General features: G+C 46.1%; 13 protein-coding genes. 5 read left to right on the forward strand and 8 right to left on the reverse strand.

Annotated elements, in window-relative coordinates:
* Nucleotides 1-51: 51 nt before the first annotated feature.
* The 4 genes from pyrR to carB all read left to right on the forward strand — a co-directional run bounded on the left by pyrR (nucleotide 52) and on the right by carB (nucleotide 6,488).
* A complete protein-coding gene (gene pyrR, locus IV40_RS01525; RefSeq protein WP_057768600.1) occupies nucleotides 52-591 on the forward strand; it encodes a bifunctional pyr operon transcriptional regulator/uracil phosphoribosyltransferase PyrR in 540 nt (179 codons plus the stop codon).
* Nucleotides 592-733: 142 nt separating this feature from the next.
* Nucleotides 734-2,065: a uracil-xanthine permease family protein gene (locus IV40_RS01530; RefSeq protein ID WP_057768601.1), complete on the forward strand. Its 1,332-nt coding sequence runs from the start codon at nucleotides 734-736 to the stop codon at nucleotides 2,063-2,065.
* A gap of 155 nt (nucleotides 2,066-2,220) precedes the next feature.
* Nucleotides 2,221-3,309, forward strand: coding sequence for a carbamoyl phosphate synthase small subunit (locus IV40_RS01535; protein ID WP_057768602.1), 1,089 nt, complete (start codon nucleotides 2,221-2,223; stop codon nucleotides 3,307-3,309).
* Complete coding sequence (gene carB, locus IV40_RS01540) at nucleotides 3,309-6,488, forward strand: carbamoyl-phosphate synthase large subunit (protein WP_057768603.1); 3,180 nt, start codon at nucleotides 3,309-3,311, stop codon at nucleotides 6,486-6,488. The genes IV40_RS01535 and carB overlap by 1 nt, the downstream gene beginning before the upstream one ends.
* 51 nt (nucleotides 6,489-6,539) lie before the next feature.
* Here carB and IV40_RS01545 read toward each other — a convergent pair whose 3' ends face one another.
* The gene (locus IV40_RS01545; RefSeq protein ID WP_057768604.1) at nucleotides 6,540-8,237 is read right to left on the reverse strand and encodes an NFACT RNA binding domain-containing protein; all 1,698 of its coding nucleotides are present in this window, start codon (nucleotides 8,235-8,237) and stop codon (nucleotides 6,540-6,542) included.
* A 916-nt stretch (nucleotides 8,238-9,153) separates the two neighbouring features.
* Here IV40_RS01545 and IV40_RS01550 point away from each other — a divergent pair.
* The gene (locus tag IV40_RS01550) at nucleotides 9,154-9,426 is read left to right on the forward strand and encodes a nucleoside 2-deoxyribosyltransferase (RefSeq protein ID WP_057768605.1); all 273 of its coding nucleotides are present in this window, start codon (nucleotides 9,154-9,156) and stop codon (nucleotides 9,424-9,426) included.
* Here IV40_RS01550 and IV40_RS10680 read toward each other — a convergent pair.
* The 7 genes from IV40_RS10680 to parE all read right to left on the reverse strand — a co-directional run bounded on the left by IV40_RS10680 (nucleotide 9,423) and on the right by parE (nucleotide 17,572).
* On the reverse strand, nucleotides 9,423-9,599 hold the full coding sequence (locus tag IV40_RS10680) for a hypothetical protein (RefSeq protein WP_156404201.1): 177 nt from the start codon (nucleotides 9,597-9,599) through the stop codon (nucleotides 9,423-9,425). The two genes, IV40_RS01550 and IV40_RS10680, sit on opposite strands and share 4 nt — an antisense overlap.
* 81 nt (nucleotides 9,600-9,680) lie before the next feature.
* Complete coding sequence (locus IV40_RS01555; protein ID WP_057768606.1) at nucleotides 9,681-10,265, reverse strand: tyrosine-type recombinase/integrase; 585 nt, start codon at nucleotides 10,263-10,265, stop codon at nucleotides 9,681-9,683.
* A 440-nt stretch (nucleotides 10,266-10,705) separates the two neighbouring features.
* The gene (locus tag IV40_RS01560; protein WP_057768607.1) at nucleotides 10,706-11,062 is read right to left on the reverse strand and encodes an ASCH domain-containing protein; all 357 of its coding nucleotides are present in this window, start codon (nucleotides 11,060-11,062) and stop codon (nucleotides 10,706-10,708) included.
* A gap of 19 nt (nucleotides 11,063-11,081) precedes the next feature.
* Nucleotides 11,082-12,011: a manganese-dependent inorganic pyrophosphatase gene (locus tag IV40_RS01565; protein ID WP_057768608.1), complete on the reverse strand. Its 930-nt coding sequence runs from the start codon at nucleotides 12,009-12,011 to the stop codon at nucleotides 11,082-11,084.
* A gap of 45 nt (nucleotides 12,012-12,056) precedes the next feature.
* Complete coding sequence (locus tag IV40_RS01570) at nucleotides 12,057-13,016, reverse strand: LysR family transcriptional regulator (protein WP_057768609.1); 960 nt, start codon at nucleotides 13,014-13,016, stop codon at nucleotides 12,057-12,059.
* An 83-nt stretch (nucleotides 13,017-13,099) separates the two neighbouring features.
* Nucleotides 13,100-15,556 carry a DNA topoisomerase IV subunit A gene (gene parC, locus IV40_RS01575; RefSeq protein WP_269082183.1) on the reverse strand — a complete coding sequence of 819 codons (2,457 nt, stop codon included), beginning with the start codon at nucleotides 15,554-15,556 and terminating at the stop codon, nucleotides 13,100-13,102.
* Between the two features lie 18 nt (nucleotides 15,557-15,574).
* A complete protein-coding gene (parE, locus tag IV40_RS01580) occupies nucleotides 15,575-17,572 on the reverse strand; it encodes a DNA topoisomerase IV subunit B (protein WP_057768610.1) in 1,998 nt (665 codons plus the stop codon).
* Nucleotides 17,573-17,692: the final 120 nt, after the last annotated feature.

The raw sequence follows: 17,692 nt of genomic DNA on the forward strand, positions 1-17,692 counted from the left end.
TTAGCTTCCATAGCTAAGTGGTCTTTTTTATCTCTTGAAGGAGGGAACATAATGGCAAAAGAAGTTGTCGATGCGATCACTATGAAACGCGCATTAACACGTATTACGTATGAAATCATTGAACGGAACAAGGGAATCGATAATCTTGTTCTTGTCGGCATTAAGACACGTGGCATTTATCTGGCCCAGCGGATTGCTGAACGGCTGGAACAATTAGAAAATGTCAAAGTCCCAGTTGGCGAGCTTGACATCACTTTGTATCGGGATGATGTTCATCGTTCCGACCATAGTGTCGAACCAGAAGTTCATGGCGCCAACATTCCAGTCGATATTACCGATAAGGATGTTATCTTAGTCGATGATGTGATCTTCACTGGCCGGACGATTCGGGCCGCCTTGGATGCCCTGATGGATGTCGGTCGTCCGAAACGAATCGAATTAGCGGTCTTAGTTGATCGCGGTCACCGTGAATTGCCGATTCGTCCCGATTTTGTCGGCAAGAACATTCCAACGTCGCTTCATGAACAGATTCGCGTTTCAGTCAGTGAAATTGACGGTCATGACGGAATCGCCATTGAAAAATTAAATTAGGAACCATTTAATTGTCTCCAGAGAGAGCAAAAGGGTTTTAGAAGACAGCTGCGTCGATGCCGTCCGTTTTATCTAACACCCTTGTGCCGCACGAGAGGGTGTTTTTTTACTGGAGAAATCTCAGAAAACGGAGGAGAAAAGAATGCCAGCGTCAAATAATAATAAAGAATTTCATGATGACGATGCGGTCTACGATATTCATGACCGCCCGCCGTTCTTCCAATGGGTCGGTTTGTCGATTCAGCATTTATTTGCCATGTTTGGGTCAACCGTCCTCGTGCCAATCTTAGTCGGACTTAATCCCGGGATTGCCCTATTCAGTTCCGGTGTTGGGACTTTGATTCATATTCTGATTACACATGGAAAGATTCCAGCTTATATGGGTTCTAGTTTTGCCTTTATCGTTCCGATGGTAGCGATGATGAAGACGGTCGGTTATCCTGGGATTGCCGAAGGGACGATTGCCGTTGGGGTCGTTTACCTAATCGTTGCTTTACTGGTAGCGATTGTCGGTTCGGATTGGATTGATAAAGCACTGCCGCCAATTGTCGTTGGACCGATTATTATGGTGATTGGGTTATCCTTAGCTGGAACGGCTGCGAAAGATGCGATGATGCGGACAACAGCTTCCGGTGCGAGTGTCTATGACCTCAAGTACTTCGGGGTGGCGATGTTTACTTTGCTGCTGACGATTGCCTTCAACATGTATCTGAAGGGCTTCTTAAGTTTGATTCCCATCTTGTTAGGCATCATCGGCGGTTACGTTTTAGCAGCTCTGGTCGGGATTGTTAATTTCAAACCAGTTATGGAAGCAGCCTGGTTCTCACTTCCTAATTTTCAATTTCCATTTATTACATACCAGCCGAAAATTTATTGGGACGCAATCTTGAGTATGGCACCAATTGCGTTTGTCACAATGACGGAACACATGGGGCACATTATGGTGCTCAACAGCCTGACTAAACGGGACTTCTTCAAAGATCCTGGCTTGAATAAGACCCTGACTGGCGATGGGATGGCTTCAATTGCCGCCGCTTTAGTTGGTGGGCCGCCTGTGACTAGTTATGGTGAAAATATCGGGGTCATGGCGATGACCAAAGTACACAGTGTGTATGTATTAGCTGGGGCCGGCTTCTTTGCCATCATCTTTGCCTTTGTCGGGAAACTAAGTGCCCTCATCGAAAGTATTCCAACGCCTGTGATCGGCGGAATCAGTTTCCTTCTCTTTGGGGTTATTGCTGCCAACGGGATGCGGGTCATGATTGAAGCACAAATCGACTTAGACCAGAAGCGCAACTTAATGATTGCTTCAACGGTATTAGTCATCGGCATCGGGAATGCTTACCTGCAATTAGGTACTTATCAATTCTCCGGCTTAGCGGTCGCAACTATCTTGGGCATTGTCATGAATCTGGTCTTGCCGCAGGAGGCCCGCAGCGAAGATGCTGCTGAGAGCGATGATGAAACCGAATAGGGCAACTTGCCTGTTGGCGCTGAGAATGGCACAATAGAGTCAGAGTCGGCGCATAGCGAGTCATTTGCTGATACGCTCAGATGAGCCATTCGAACATTTTAATTTAAACATCAGACCTCGCTTTCGGGCGAGGTTCTTTATTGAGGAGAATCACTATGAAACGCTATTTAATCTTAGAAGATGGGAGTGTCTTTCCGGGCCGCAGTTTCGGTGCACCATTAACGACGACCGGTGAAATCGTCTTTACGACCGGCATGACGGGGTATCAAGAGACGATTACGGACCCATCGCATAATGGGCAGATCATTGCCTTTACAAATCCGCAAATTGGCAACGTCGGCATCAATCGGGCCGATTATGAGTCGATTAAACCAACTTGCAAAGGTGTCGTTGTGCGCTCGCTCGACTACCATCCGCATCATCATGAGACGACGATGAGCTTGGATGCTTTCCTGAAACAGGAGGGTATCCCTGGTATCGAAGGCGTCGATACACGGGCACTGACACGTCGAATCCGGACGGAAGGGGCAATGAAAGCGAGTTTGGTCGATGCCGCTGATGAACATGCGTTTGACCAATTAAAAGCGCTGGTCATGCCAAAGGATCAAGTTCAGCAGGTTGCTACGACGAAGCCATATCCGAGCCCAGCTGACGGGCATCGCGTCGTGGTGATTGATCTTGGTTTGAAACACGGGCTGCTAAAAATGCTGGCCCATTATAACTGCAATGTGACCGTGTTGCCATATAAAACAGATGCTAAGAAGATTTTTGCTTTGGCTCCCGATGGTGTTTTACTGTCGAACGGGCCAGGCAATCCGCATGATATTCATGGGGTCGCCGAAATGATTCAAGCCGTCGAAGGCAAAATCCCAGTCTTTGCGATTGGACTGGGGCACGAGTTATTTGCGATGGCGAATGGCGCTGCAACTTACAAAATGAAGTTCGGTCACCATGGCTTCAACCATCCCGTTCGGGAAATTGCCACTGGCCGGATCGATTTTACGGCCCAGAATCACGGTTATGCAGTGGACCCAGCTTCAATTAACAATGATCAATTACTGGTCACTCATATTGAGACGAATGACAAAACAATCGAAGGATTGCGGCACCGGCTGTATCCGGCTTTTTCGGTGCAGTTTGATCCGGAAGGGACACCCGGTCCGCATGATGCGATCCATTTATTTGATGAATTTATGGAAATGATCGATGCATTTAATCTTCAGAAGCAGAGGAGGCAAGTCTGATGGCAAAACGACATGATTTGCATAAAATTTTAATTTTAGGGTCCGGTCCGATTACAATTGGACAGGCGGCCGAATTTGATTATGCAGCCACTCAGGCTTGCCAGGCCCTCCATGAGGAAGGTTATGAGACGGTGCTGGTCAATTCTGATCCGGACACGATTATGACCGACCCCGGTGTTGCCGATCGGACTTATGTCGAACCGCTGACGTTTGAGTTCATCGCTCAGATTCTGCGAAAGGAACTGCCAGATGCGATTTTACCAACGATGGGTGGTCAAAATGGGTTAAACCTGACAATGGAATTAGCTAACTCAGGGATTCTTGAAGAACTGCAGATCGAATTGTTAGGGACCAATCTCGCTGCAATGTCGCAGACGGAGGATCACGAGCTGTTTAAAAATTTGATGCATAAACTGCAACAGCCCCTCCCAGCGTCACGGAGTCTGCATAATCTAAAGGAAGCTTTTCAGTTTGCTCAGCAGATCGGCTACCCAGTAATCATCCGGCCGGCTGCCACGACTGGCGGTCTCGGCGGCGGTATTGCCCATAATAAGAAGGAACTCCAGCCGTTGGTGCGCAGTGCGCTGAAACAATCGCCCATTAAACAGGTTTTACTTGAAGATAGTATTGCCGGTCAAAAGGAAATTGAATTTGAAGTGATGCGGGATCATCTTGATAATGCGTTAGTGGTCTGCGAGATGGAAAACTTCGATCCGGTCGGGATTCATGCTGGTGATTCGATTGTATTTGCTCCGACTCAGACTTTATCAGATCGTGAAACACAACGTTTGCGGGATGCTTCGTTGCAGATTGTCAGAGCCTTAAAAATCGAAGGGGATTGCAGTATTCATTTTGCGATTGATCCTAAGACGGGCAACTATGAAATCTTAGCGGTTAATCCACGTGTCAGCCGGTCGTCCGCCTTGGCTTCCAAAGCAACGGGGTATCCAGTCGCAACAGTCGCCACTAAGGCGGCTATTGGCATGGCCCTTGATGAAATTCCGATGCCGTTAACGGACAAAACTTCAGCGGCGTTTGAGCCGAGTTTAGATTATGTTGCCTGCAAGCTGCCTCGTTGGCCGTTTGATCAATTTGCCCGGGCCAATCGGCATCTGGGACCGCAGATGAAAGCCATTGGGGAAGTGATGGCAGTTGGACGTGATGTTGAAGAAGCCTTATTAAAGGCGATTCGTTCGCTCGAACTGGGACCGGATATTTTTCATCCGGATCGAATCGAAAAGGCGAGTGACGGCCAAATTATTGAACAATTGATTCATCCGCAAGACGACCGCCTATTTTATCTTTTTGAGGCGCTGCGGCGTGGGTATCAGCCGGATGAGCTGTCTGAATTAACAAAAATCGATTTCTTTTTCTTAGATAAAATGGCCCATCTCGTTGCCATTGAACAAGATTTGAAAGCTCATCCAGATGATCATGATACGTTGTGGGAAGCTAAACGCAATGGGTTCAGTGATCGTGCCATTGCGTACTGGTGGCATGAACAGCCGGATGCTGTGCGGCAATTCCGGATTAGTGAACAAATTAAGCCGGTCTATAAAGGCATTGATCTGTCAGCTGGTGAATTCCCGCCGGAAACACCGTATTATTACAGTACGTATGAAATGGAGAACGAGTCACAGCCAAGTGATTTACCGGCCGTCATCGTTTTAGGTTCTGGACCGACTCGAATCGGGCAGGGAATCGGATTTGATTACACAACGGTGCATTGCTTGCGGGCTATTCAAAAGGCTGGTTATGCGGCAATCGTCATCAATAACAATCCCGAAATGGTGTCGACTGATTTTGCCGTTGTCAATAAGCTTTACTTTGAGCCGTTAACAGTCGAAGACGTTTTAAATGTTGTCGAACTTGAACAGCCGGCTGGCGTGATCGTTCAATTTGGCGGCCAGACGGCACAGCAATTAGCAGCTCCCTTAGCCAAGCATGGTGTCAAAATTCTAGGCACACCTGTTACAGCTCAGAAAATGATCCGAAATCGGGATGCCTTCAGTAAAATCATCCGGCAATTGCAGCTCCTGCAGCCGGATGAACAGATTGCAACAAGTGTCGAAGCCGCTGAGGCAGTGGCTGATAAAATGCAATATCCCGTTTTAGTGCGGCGCCCGGATGATCGGCTCGGTGATCAGGCGTTGATGATTGCCTACCAAAAAGAAGAATTGCATGGTTATTTAAGCGATCACTACCAAGTAGCGGCTGATAAGCCCGTTTTGATCACCCAATATGTGACTGGCAAAGAATATGAGATGGATGCAATCAGCGATAGTCAGAATGTCATGGTCCCAGGGATTCTCGAACATATCGAAAAAGCAGGTGTCCATTCCGGCGATTCGATGGCCGTTTATCCACCGCAGGGACTGAGTACGGACATGCAGGAACAGCTGACGAAGGATACCCAGAAACTGGCCGTTGCCCTGCATTGCCAAGGAATGCTGAACGTTAAATGGATTGTCCATGACCAGCAGGCCGCTGTGATTGCAGTCAATCTTAATGCAAGTCGGACTGTCCCATTCCTCAGCAAAGTGACTCATTTGCCATTAACGCAGATCGCCACCCAAGTCATTTTGGGAGCCTCCTTACTCGAATTAACGAAGGTCGAGGATGTGAAGCCGCATTCTGTTGGGGTGCACGTCAAGGCGCCGGTCTTCTCGTTCACTAAATTAGCCAAAGTCGACAGCATGCTGGGACCGGAGATGAAATCGACGGGTGAGGTCATGGGCAGCGATCTCGAATTAGATAAGGCACTCTATAAGGCCTTTGAAGCCGCACATCTGCATTTGCCCCGGTTTGGCAATATTCTCTTTACGGTCGCCGATCCAGACAAGAAACGGGCGCGTTCGTTAGCGGACCGTTTCCATGAAATCGGGTATCAAATCTATGCAACAGCTGGAACGGCGCAGTACTTTCAGAAACACGGCGTGCCAGTGCACATTGTCCGGAAGACACATGAAGCGACACCGAACATCCTGACTGCTATCCGTGATGGACAGGTCCAAGGTGTCATCAATACGATGCATGAGGATGGGACAACGACTTCAGCTGGATTCCGCATTCGTGAAGCCGCTGTTCAAGCCGGCGTCCCACTCTTGACGTCACTGGAAACAACGGATGCCTTGTTACGAGTGATGGAGGAACGTTCTTTTGCCACACGGCCGTTATAAGCCGTTATAAAATGACATAAAAAGCCAGAACAATTTGTTCTGGCTTTTTGATTACATATTCGGTTGATGACGTAATTTATCAATGAGCACTTCATCAGGCGTAACACGCACCGTCCGCTGGCCTTCATAGACGACAAAACCTGGTTTAGCGCCATTCGGTTTCCGGATTTTCTTAACCTCGATGTAATCGACAGGAACGTTGGAAGAATCACGTGATTTTGAATAATAGGCAGCTAGATTGGCCGCTTCCAATAATGTTTTCTCGGTCGGATTGGCATCCGTAATGATGACGTGCGACCCAGGAACATCCTTGGCATGCAGCCAAATATCGGTCTTTTGCGCCTTATGCAGCGTTAATTGTTCATTCTGCAGATTGTTCTTGCCGACGAGAATTTTGGTCCCATCGCTGGCGTAGAATGTATCCGGCTGATTGACCTTATATTTACGCTGTTTTTTCTTGTTTTTACCCTGTTTCTGCGGCTTCAGATAACCTTGTTGCTGGAGTTCAGCCCGAATGTCATCAAGATCCTTCGGTGAAGCCAGTTTGATCTGGGTCATGATTCCTTCCAAATAGTCAATCTCACTTTGTGTTTTCGCCATCTGGTCAGTGACGTAGGCCACCGCATTCCGCAGTTTCTGATACTTGGTGAAGTACTTTTGGGCATTTTTAGAAGGGGAGAGCTGGTTGGAAAGTTGGATTTTCAGCGGTTTTTCATCATCGTAGAAGTTTGGCAGGGTAATTTCCGTCATGCCGCGTTCCACCTGCGACAAGTACGTAGTCAGCACCTCACCGCGAATCCGATAATCGTCGGCTTTTTCAGTACTTTGCATCGTCAGCTTGAGCTTCTTCATCTTCCGATTGTCCTTTTGTAATTCGTTTTTCAGAAAATGAATCAGATTGGCTCCTTGCTGCTGGACCCGGTCGCTTTCGGCCTTGTTTTCGTAGAAGGCGTCTAACATCACACTGAGACTGTCAAAATGTTCTTGCGTTCCGTCCTCACTGCGATAAGGAATCGCTGAGAATTGGCTCTTACCTTTAAAGGTCGTAATTGTCGGCTGAGGCGTGTCGAGGGCTGCAAAAAATTCTTGCCAGGCACCTAATACGTCGGCACTATTTTCGAGCCGGTAAGCCAACTCCTGAGCCGTATCACGCCCAAAGCCCTGGTAAGTCTGCTGCAAAGCGTGGGCTAACTGATCTGCCTGTAGGAGATCAGTTTCGAATGGCATTACAAACGGATTTTGATCATTCTGACGGGGTGGTTCGACATAGTCGGCTCCTGGCATCAGCAAACGATAACGATTCTGGTCGGCCGGTACATGCCGGATTAAATCGATAATTTTATTAGTGCGATGGTTGATGAGGATTACGTTGCTGTGGCGTCCCATCATTTCAACAATCAGGCGGATATTCTGCAGATCGCCTAATTCATTACGAGAGGTAAAGCTAAAGTGCATGACGCGATCATTATCGATTTGCTTAATTTGCTGTAAAGTGGCCCCATCAAGATATTTACGCAATGACATCGTAAATTTGGACGGTGTGGCCGGATTGACATACGGAATGCGAGTGACTTGCACCCGGGCGTATTGCGGATGAGCCGACAATAGGAGCGGATAATTCTTGCGGTGCGAACGAATCGTCAGAATCAGTTCATTCGGATAGGGCTGCTGGATTTTGGTGATCTTACCATCAACAAGCGGCTGTAATTCCTGTGTCATGGTATGAGTGAAAACACCATCAAAGGACATACTGAATCACACTTTCTATGTTAGATTGATTTTAGGTTGCAACGGTTTTTCTTCCTTATTTATTGTACCTATTTATGCGTTAGGACGCAAAAAGAGCCGATCAAAAGACCGACTCCTATGTAAAAACTTGCCCGTCAACAATTCAGCCACATGTAAAGCTGATTATATAGTCTGCGTAATGATGCAAACCACGAAAAGCGTTTATTAGGCATGTTTAAGAACCTCCCAACGTTCTTAATGGTGCACCTGTACTGTGGAAATCACTACAGGTTAACAATTCTCCCTTATCGAAAGCACCATAATTATGGTATCCCTAAATTAACTTAATGGCAAGGCATGCCCGGATAAATAATATGATGCAAACTACATTTTCTGAAAGCTGCCGTAAATGCTGCACATCAATTGAGCATCATATAAGTACCGCAATATTGGATGAATTGGTCGGCATGTTGAGTCAAAAATGTTAACTGTGTTTCGGGTGTCATAGACTATTGATGCCAATAATCGTTTGCAGTATCAATCATCATATAGTTCAGATGATTTAATTTCAAAACAAAATGGGACATTGGATGAGTTGAAAAGAGTCAATTCGTTGACAATTCAGGCAGGGGGCAAATTCATATATTCTAGTTTACATAATACATATTATACGAAGAACGAACAAAAGCCAAAAGCTGGCCTGAGCCAGCTCAAATTCAGAGATCTGCAGCAACACTTTTTAATGATTCAAAATTGGAATTCTTTTGCATAATATTTATCGTTTTTGCTTTTAAAAAAATTGAGCTGTTTAGTTGCCAGGTCTGTTTAATCGCCAACATTGTCTGTTCTAATCACTACAGAGAAAATAAAATAGCTTCGCACTTTTTTAATTCATTTGCTATACTGGAAAAAGATTCTTTTAAGGAGTTGCAACGACATGAACAAAATTTATTTAGCCGGTCCGTTTTTTTCCAAGCAGCAAGTTCAAATCATTGAACAAGTCGAACAAGCCTTGGCTCAGAATCCATCTGTGAGCGATGTTTATTCGCCCCGAACGCACCAGGATGGCCAAGCTGAGGCATTTACCAAGCCATGGGCCGATGAGATTTATCATCGTGATATGGCCGCAATTCGTGCCAGCGATGCAATTGTGGCGATTATTGACTTTGATGGTGCTGACAGACGCATTTTAACGTCCACTTCAAGTTAATAGTTGTTCAGATGTTCGATGGCATCGTTGACGTTAGCAATGTCTTCGTTTAAAGTTTCCTTTTGCGATGGGCCTTGCGGTGTCGTGTCGTCAACAGCAGTGTAAAGGTCTTTCAATGCCTGACGGGCCGTTGTTAAACTTTGTTTTGCTTTTTCTGTATTTGCTTGTGCCATGTTGATTACCCCTTTAAAAAATCAGTTTTATTCTGCACACTTATTATAGTGCAGATCTGGATAAGAACTGATTTTAAAGGCTTATAATCCGACCGCAAAATTATCGAGTGACTTGTCGATTTCGTCCTGTGTCAAACCAATATAGCGTTTGGTAATCGCCTGACTACTGTGATTGAAGATTTCCATGAGCGTTGCAATATCTTTCGTTTTCTGGTAATAGGCCCAGCCAAAGGTTTTTCGCATCGTATGGGTGCCTAAATCATCCCGCCCCATTTCATGACCAAGCCGGCGCATGATTTGATAAACGCCATTCACGGTCAAATGCCGGTTTTGGCCTTTGCGACTTTGAAATAAATAATCGCTGTCCTTAAACGCGCCCTGTGCTAAATATTCATCAATCTTTGGCCGCAGGTTGGTCAGATTCAGTTTGCGCCACTTGCCGGTTTTTTGTTCACGGACATAAGGATGGTCATCGGTCCGCACTTCGCCAACGGTTCGAGTCACGATGTCAGAACAGCGTAATCCGGTGTTGATTCCAAACAGGAATAATAATTCGTCGCGTTTGCCATTTTGATGATGACGCATGAAGAATTTGGCGTCTTCGATTTCGTCATCAGTTTTCAAACCAACTACATGCAGTTTTTTGTTTTTATTATGCTGATACATTTTGAATTCTCCCCATCACATCTGAATACATGGTTTAGAGAATATTGCCCTTTTTGTTCGTTTTTAGAAACTCAAAACCATGTATTCAGTATATCATAAAAATCACGTGTTGATATAGAGGCGTTTGAAAACATGTTTTTGGGTAAAAGCATGTTTTCGCAGAAAAAGCCGCCTACCAACCACAAATCCTATTATAACAGCAATGTAACCGATTAAATGCTGAGAGACGTATTTTGAGCCCTTTTTAAATGAATTGACACTTAGTTGATCGTGAAATGGCGATTTACTTTTGGCCTGTTTAGAACATGTTTTTTGAATGCCATTTTTTGTCAGAACAAACCTACTTCGTTAAATTTTAGTTATGTAAACTAGCCAATTTCATGCTGGTTCACCAAATAAAAAACGATCCTCCTGTTTTTAATCGGAGGATCGTTTTTTACTTACAGACTCGCAACCGGATTGACTCGAATGGCAATGACGCCATTTTCGTTGATTTGTTCCGGCGTGTAATAGCGAGCCATATTGGTTGCTAATTCTTCAGCGGACTCACCTGGTGCCCCACCGACTTCTTGTGCGGTGTAATGAGCAAACAATTCCTTGAAATTAGGAAATTGCTTCAAGTCCTGAGCGATGACGACCAGCCGCTTGTTGCGGTCCGGCAGTACGGTAAAGAAAATCAGATCGTTCTGCTTAATCCGTGAAGTGGTGTCGTCATACAACCGTGCGACGATTCGTTCGTGACCGCCGGTAATCTGGCTGAAGTTGTATTGATCGAGGAGCATTTGATGATCTGCCAATGTATCTGCCTCCTAATGGTTAGGCGTTCATGGCGTCAGTTAACTGTGGGACAACCTGCTTCTTACGGGAAACGACACCAGGCAAATTAGCCTGCTGATCCTTCAAAGTGATGCTGAAGGCTTTTTCAACGGCGTCAGTCGGTGTGCCGTAAACATACAAATCAGAGTTGCTGTTAAGGACATCGGTTGCTAAGAGCAAGAATAAATCATAGCCTTTATCTTTGCTTTCAGCTTCCATAGCCTTTAATAAGCCGTCTTTACGGTCATTGACTTCACTGAGGTCTACTGTGTTGACTTGGTCGATTCGAACAGTTGTTCCATTGATTGTGTAGGTTTTGGCATCTTGATCAATCAATTCTTGGTCAGACTTGGACGATAAATTCGTCCCAGCTTTCAGCATTTCAATACCGTACTTTTCGTAATCGACATTAGCAATCTTAGCAAGTGCTTTGACAGCCTCACGATCGACATCAGTTGTTGTCGGTGACTTCAATAACAAAGTATCAGAAATGATCGCACTCATCATTAAACCGGCTAATTTAGCTGGAATTTCGACGTCATACTGATTGAACATTTCCCATAAAATCGTGCTTGTGCAGCCGACTGGTTCAGCCCGATAGTATAACGGCAGTGTTGTATTGAAGTTGGCAATCCGATGATGATCGACCACATGGGTAATGGTAACATCGGCAATATCGCTGACACTCTGCTGGAATTCGTTGTGGTCGACCAGCATGACTTCATCGACTTCGTTGGCAGCCGTTTCAATCACACGTGGCGCTTTCTGATCAAAATAATTTAAAACGAATTTTTCCTCATCATTTGGTTCGCCTAATGCAACGGCTTCAGTATCATAACCGCGCTGGTTTTCAAAATAAGAATAGGCGATCGCCGCATTGATAGCGTCCGTATCGGGCACACGGTGACCAAAAACAAGTTGTTTACTCATAACATAAAACTCCCTTTAAAAATAATTTTGTTACCTGAATTGATTTTAATGCTGATTCAACTGCTGGAGCCGACTGACATAGTCGTCGTCCGCTAAGAACTGGTCAAAAGCAGTGAGAAAATGTTCGATGCGTGGAATATGATTTTTATCCCGCCGAAAAACAAACGACATTTTAAAATTGATTGCCGGTTCGAACGGCAACGCGTAGAGGTCAATTTCATTGGTATGCGCGTTATAAAAACTCATCGGCAGTGCCGTATTGACATCCGTCACGTTGGCAAACTTCGCAATCTGATACGGCGACGTGAATTGGGCGACACTCTGCGGCTGATCCATTAAATGATTTTTATACGTTTCGTGAATCATCTCTGCCAAGTAGTAGTCATTCGGATAAGTGACCCATGGCTTGTCGAGCGTGTCTTTATAGGCAATCCGTTTCCGATGGGCGAGCTTCTCGTTATGATGCAAGAACAAGAGCTGCTCATCGATAATCTTCTTGGTCGCATAGGGTTTCCAATTCTTGATGCTGTCATCCGGCAGGTACATTACCGCTAAATCGATGTGATTATTCTCCAGACGATCCCAGATTTCCTTGCGAGTCAACAGGTGCAGCGAAATTTCAACATGCGGATTTTCTTTGAAATACGCAATAATGAAATCTTCTAGGACCGAACTTTCAATCGAGGATAATAAACCGATTGAAATCTTGCCGCTGGTCGCACTCGTCGATTTTTGAATCTCATCGGTCGCGTGGTTCAGCAGATCATAAATCGAATGTGTGGTTGTCAGCATCGTTTTGCCGGCATCCGACAAATGTAGTTTTTTGCCGACCGAATAAAATAAGGGTGCACCCACAACACGTTCCAATTTTTTAATCTGCTGTGTCAAGGCGGGCTGTGTGATGCCCAGTAACTGTGCAGCCTGGGTATAGTTCATCGTTTCTGCAAGCTGCAAGAAATACGTGAGTGTTTTCGATGAAAAGATACTTTCCTGCTTTGTTTTCAAAAACGGTTCCTCTTTTCTTTTTCTCGCCAAAACCCTATTTTCATCTTAATCAATCGCTACAGAAAGTGCAATAGAAATCGCTGCTAATTCTCGTCCTCAGGATCTGGTAATCGTTTTAGATGAACGCCGCTTGGCGCCCCGATTTCATCCGGATCAAGCACGAACGAACCATTTGAGTAACGATCACCGCTTGGGTACTGCGTCGGATCAATCGCAAAGAACTGCTGCTGGTCAGTTTCGACCATTAACGTAGTTGCCGGCGTGACCAGCGTCATCGCAGCGATTCGATGTGGATTACGTTTCAATTCACGTAAAATCTGAACCCCTCGTCGTGCGCGCGACATGACTGGAATTTCGGTAACGTTCATCTTTTTGAAGGCTCCCCGTTGGGTAATAATCCCGACTTCATGGGCATCCGGTGATACTAAGACAAAATCAACAATCGTATCCTCAGGTTTCAGATCCATTAACTTGACCCCCCGTGTCCGAGCGCCCATTGTGGACACTTCGGACAAGGCGAAACGTAAGCCGTAACCTTTGTGGCTGGCACTGACGACTTGCAGGTCGGCTTCATCACCGGCCACATAATAAATATCAGCGAGCCGGACATGATCGTCATGAAGTTTGATGGCTTGCTGCGGATGCGATTTGTAAGTCCGACCTGGTTTCAGATCGGCAAAACTGGTCTGCTTAATATAGCCATCGGTGCTGGCCATGACAAATTGTCCGGTTTGATCGAGATCTTCGAAAATATAAGCAGCGATAACACTTTCATCACTCGCTAGCCCGACCGTCTGGGATAAATGTTCTCCGGCATCCTTCCAATGAGCATCCAAAATTTCATGAACCGGACGATAAATCATGTGCCCATAGTTGGTGAAGATGTATAGGTGCGCCAAAGTATGTGTCTTGACTTGCAGGACGGGATAATCGACATCCTTCAGACCATCTTCAGCGGAAGCCTGGAACGACCGCATACTGCTGCGTTTCAAGTAACCATCATGACTGACCATGACCATCACATCGTCATCGGCGACCATCACGCTAGTATCGACCTTCAAGTCAGAAACCTCTGCTTCAATCTGAGTCTTACGGGGACTGCCGTATTCTTTCTCGACGTGGCGCAGTTCGCTCTTGATGACCCGTTTCAATTCTTTCGGATCGTTCAAAATCTTCTGGTAACTCATGATTTGCTTGTTGAGCTCGTCCGATTCCTTTTGCAAGGCGGTAATATCGGTGTTGGTCAGCCGGTACAACTGTAAAGACACAATGGCTTCAGCCTGTTTTTCACTGAAGTCATAAGCCTTCATCAGATTTTCTTTGGCCGACTTTTTATTCTGGCTGGCGCGAATGGTCTTGATGACATCGTTTAAGATGGAAAGAGCCTTCATCAGCCCATTGATGATGTGCAGACGATCGCTTGCCTTCTTGAGATTATATTTGGTCCGCCGTGTGACCACGTCTTCACGGTGTTCGATATAGGCTTGCAGAATTTCGATTAGCCCAGCTTGTACAGGCTGCATGTGTGAAATAGCCACCATGTTGTAATTATAGGCAATCTGCAATTCGGTATTCTTCAACAGATAGTTGAGAATCCCTTGCGCATCGGCGTTCCGTTTCAGATCAATTACAATCGATAAACCATGCCGGTCCGTTTCATCCCGAACTTCGCTGATTCCGTCGACTTTCTTCAAAACCCGAATTTCATCGATCTTCTTGACTAAGTTGGCCTTATTGACTTCATACGGCAGTTCGGTAATGACAATCTGCTGACGGTTGCCTTTGACATCTTGGATGCTAGTCTTCGAACGGACGATAATCTTGCCCCGCCCAGTTTCGAAGGCTTTGCGAATTCCATCTGCTCCTTGAACAATTGCACCAGTCGGAAAATCAGGTCCTTTGACAAAGGTCATGATTTTGTCGAGCGAGGCGTCGGGATGATCCATCAAATACATAATTCCATCGATGACTTCATTGAGATTGTGCGGTGGAATTTCAGTCGCATAACCAGCCGAGATTCCAGTGGCCCCGTTCACTAAGAGGTTCGGGAAGCCGGCGGGCAGTACTGTCGGTTCGTATTCGGTATCATCGAAGTTGAGGACCATATCGACAGTTTCTTTATCGATATCGGCCAACAATTCGCCGGAAATCTTGCTTAAGCGTGCTTCAGTATAACGCATCGCAGCCGGCGGATCCCCATCCATCGACCCATTGTTCCCATGCATTTGAATCAATGGAGCACGATTCTTCCATGACTGGCTCATCCGGACCATGGCTTCATAGATCGAACTATCACCATGCGGATGAAAATTCCCCATGACGTTCCCAACGGACTTCGCCGATTTACGGAAGCCTTTATCATAGGTATTGCCATCTTTAGCCATTGCATAGAGGATGCGGCGCTGAACCGGCTTCAGTCCATCCCGGATATCAGGCAACGCCCGTTCCTGGATGATATATTTTGAATAGCGGCCAAAGCGTTCGCCCATGACCTCTTCAAATGATAATTCTTGAATTTTTTGTCCTTGTTGTTTGGCCACGATATTTATTCACTCACTTTACTGATTGATCTGATGGAATAAGTCGGTCTGCCCTGTCGACGGCTGATCATCGGCTTTGTCTTTGTCGAGAATACTGCCGTCTTCTTCCATCGTAAACTTAACATTCTTTTCAATCCATTTCCGCCGTGGTTCGACTTTGTCACCCATTAAAGTAGTGACTCGTTTTTCGGCGAGCGCTGCATCGTCAATGCGAACTCGAATCAACGTTCGTGACTGCGGGTCCATGGTGGTTTCCCACAACTGGTCAGCATTCATTTCCCCTAACCCTTTGAAACGCTGCAAATTGTAGCCACGTTTCATCGTCTTGGTTAATTGGGCCAGCTGATCATCCGTCCAGGCATAGGCAATCTTGGCATCTTTGCCCGTCCCCCGCTGTAGTTTGTACAACGGCGGCAAGGCAATATAAACATGTCCTGCTTCGATCAGCGGCCGCATATAACGGTAGAAGAAAGTCAGCAGTAAAATCTGAATATGCGAACCGTCGTCATCAGCATCGGTCATGATGATGATCTTATTATAATTGCTTTCCTTCAGGTCGAATTCAGCGCCCACACCGGCACCAATTGTATAGATAATGGTGTTAATTTCCTTATTCTTGACAATATCAGCTAATTTAGCTTTCTGGGTGTTCAAAACCTTCCCACGCAATGGCAGAATGGCTTGATATTTACGGTCCCGGCCTTGTTTCGCCGAACCGCCGGCAGAATCCCCTTCGACTAAGAACAATTCTTTTTTCTCAGGGTTCTTCGATTGGGCTGGTGTCAGTTTGCCTGATAATAGTCCATCGGATTTACGGCGTTTCTTGCCGGTACGAGCCGTATCTCGAGCCTTACGAGCTGCTTCACGGGCTTCACGAGCTTTCATTGCCTTGCGCACGAGTGTCTGGGCAAATTCCCCATTTTCCATGAGGTAGATGCTCAGCTGGTCGTAAATAACGTTATCGACCGCTGAACGGGCTTGGGGTGTGCCTAACTTTTCCTTCGTCTGGCCTTCAAACTGCAGAATCTCTTCTGGAATCCGAACGGATAAGATGCCGCTCAGCCCTTCACGGATGTCGGACCCTTCCAGATTTTTATCTTTGTCTTTGAGCATGTTGATTTTACGAGCATAATCGTTGAAAGCACGAGTCATACCGGCCCGAAGCCCAGCTTCATGGGTCCCGCCGTCACCGGTCCGGACATTATTGACAAACGAAAGAATGTTTTCGGAGTAACCATCATTATATTGACCGGCAAACTCGATTTCCATTCCATCTTTAGTGCCGTCGAAGAACATAACCCCGCCGAGCGTATCTTTATCTTCATTCAGATACTTGACGAAGGAGATGATGCCGTCATCATACTGGAAAACTTCCTGTTTATCCTGACGTTCATCCGTAAAGGTAATTTTGACCCCTTTTAACAGGAACGCCGATTCACGGAGCCGTTCCGCCAGCACGTCATAGTTGAAGTTCGTCGTCTGGAAAATAGTCGCATCCGGTTTAAACGTCAGCGTAGTCCCACGTGGATCTTTGGTCTTGCCGACCTTCTTTAACGTCCCGACAGGTTTGCCGCCGTCTTTGAATGCTTCCTCATAGGCGACACCATCACGGACAACTCGGACTTTGAGCCATTCTGAGAGGGCATTCACGACACTAGCGCCGACCCCATGCAGACCGCCAGAAGTTTTGTAGCTGTTTTCGGTAAATTTCCCACCGGCATGCAGAACCGTCAAGATGACCTCGATGGTCGGAATGCCTGACTTGTGCATCCCAGTCGGCATTCCCCGCCCATTATCCTGAACGGTGACGCTGTTGTCTTTGTGGATTGTCACTTCGATATCTTTGCCGTAACCGGCCAAAGCTTCATCGACCGCATTATCGAAAATTTCGTAGACAAGCTGATGCAGGCCACGGGCATCGGTCGAGCCGATATACATCCCAGGCCGTTTACGAACGGCCTCTAACCCTTCGAGGACTTGAATTGACGCATCATTGTATTCATGGTTTTCTGCCATTACGGACAAATCCCCCTTTTTCATTTTTAAAATTCATTGATTGTTTCAGTGCAAAAATACCGTATATAAAACTAATCCTATCACGTTTGCCAGGCACTTGGCAAAAAGTATTTTATAGCA

Source organism: Lactobacillus selangorensis (genome assembly GCF_001437205.1).
In the GTDB taxonomy this organism is placed as follows: domain Bacteria; phylum Bacillota; class Bacilli; order Lactobacillales; family Lactobacillaceae; genus Paralactobacillus; species Paralactobacillus selangorensis.

What these genes read in the sequence shown, in the direction of transcription:
- IV40_RS01550 (WP_057768605.1), top strand. Translation starts at nt 9,154, where the DNA reads ATGAACAAAATTTATTTAGCCGGTCCGTTTTTTTCCAAGCAGCAAGTT.
- pyrR (WP_057768600.1), top strand. Translation starts at nt 52, where the DNA reads ATGGCAAAAGAAGTTGTCGATGCGATCACTATGAAACGCGCATTAACA.
- IV40_RS01565 (WP_057768608.1), bottom strand. Translation starts at nt 12,011, where the DNA reads ATGAGTAAACAACTTGTTTTTGGTCACCGTGTGCCCGATACGGACGCT.
- IV40_RS01530 (WP_057768601.1), top strand. Translation starts at nt 734, where the DNA reads ATGCCAGCGTCAAATAATAATAAAGAATTTCATGATGACGATGCGGTC.
- IV40_RS01555 (WP_057768606.1), bottom strand. Translation starts at nt 10,265, where the DNA reads ATGTATCAGCATAATAAAAACAAAAAACTGCATGTAGTTGGTTTGAAA.
- IV40_RS01535 (WP_057768602.1), top strand. Translation starts at nt 2,221, where the DNA reads ATGAAACGCTATTTAATCTTAGAAGATGGGAGTGTCTTTCCGGGCCGC.
- IV40_RS01545 (WP_057768604.1), bottom strand. Translation starts at nt 8,237, where the DNA reads ATGTCCTTTGATGGTGTTTTCACTCATACCATGACACAGGAATTACAG.
- parE (WP_057768610.1), bottom strand. Translation starts at nt 17,572, where the DNA reads ATGGCAGAAAACCATGAATACAATGATGCGTCAATTCAAGTCCTCGAA.
- IV40_RS10680 (WP_156404201.1), bottom strand. Translation starts at nt 9,599, where the DNA reads ATGGCACAAGCAAATACAGAAAAAGCAAAACAAAGTTTAACAACGGCC.
- carB (WP_057768603.1), top strand. Translation starts at nt 3,309, where the DNA reads ATGGCAAAACGACATGATTTGCATAAAATTTTAATTTTAGGGTCCGGT.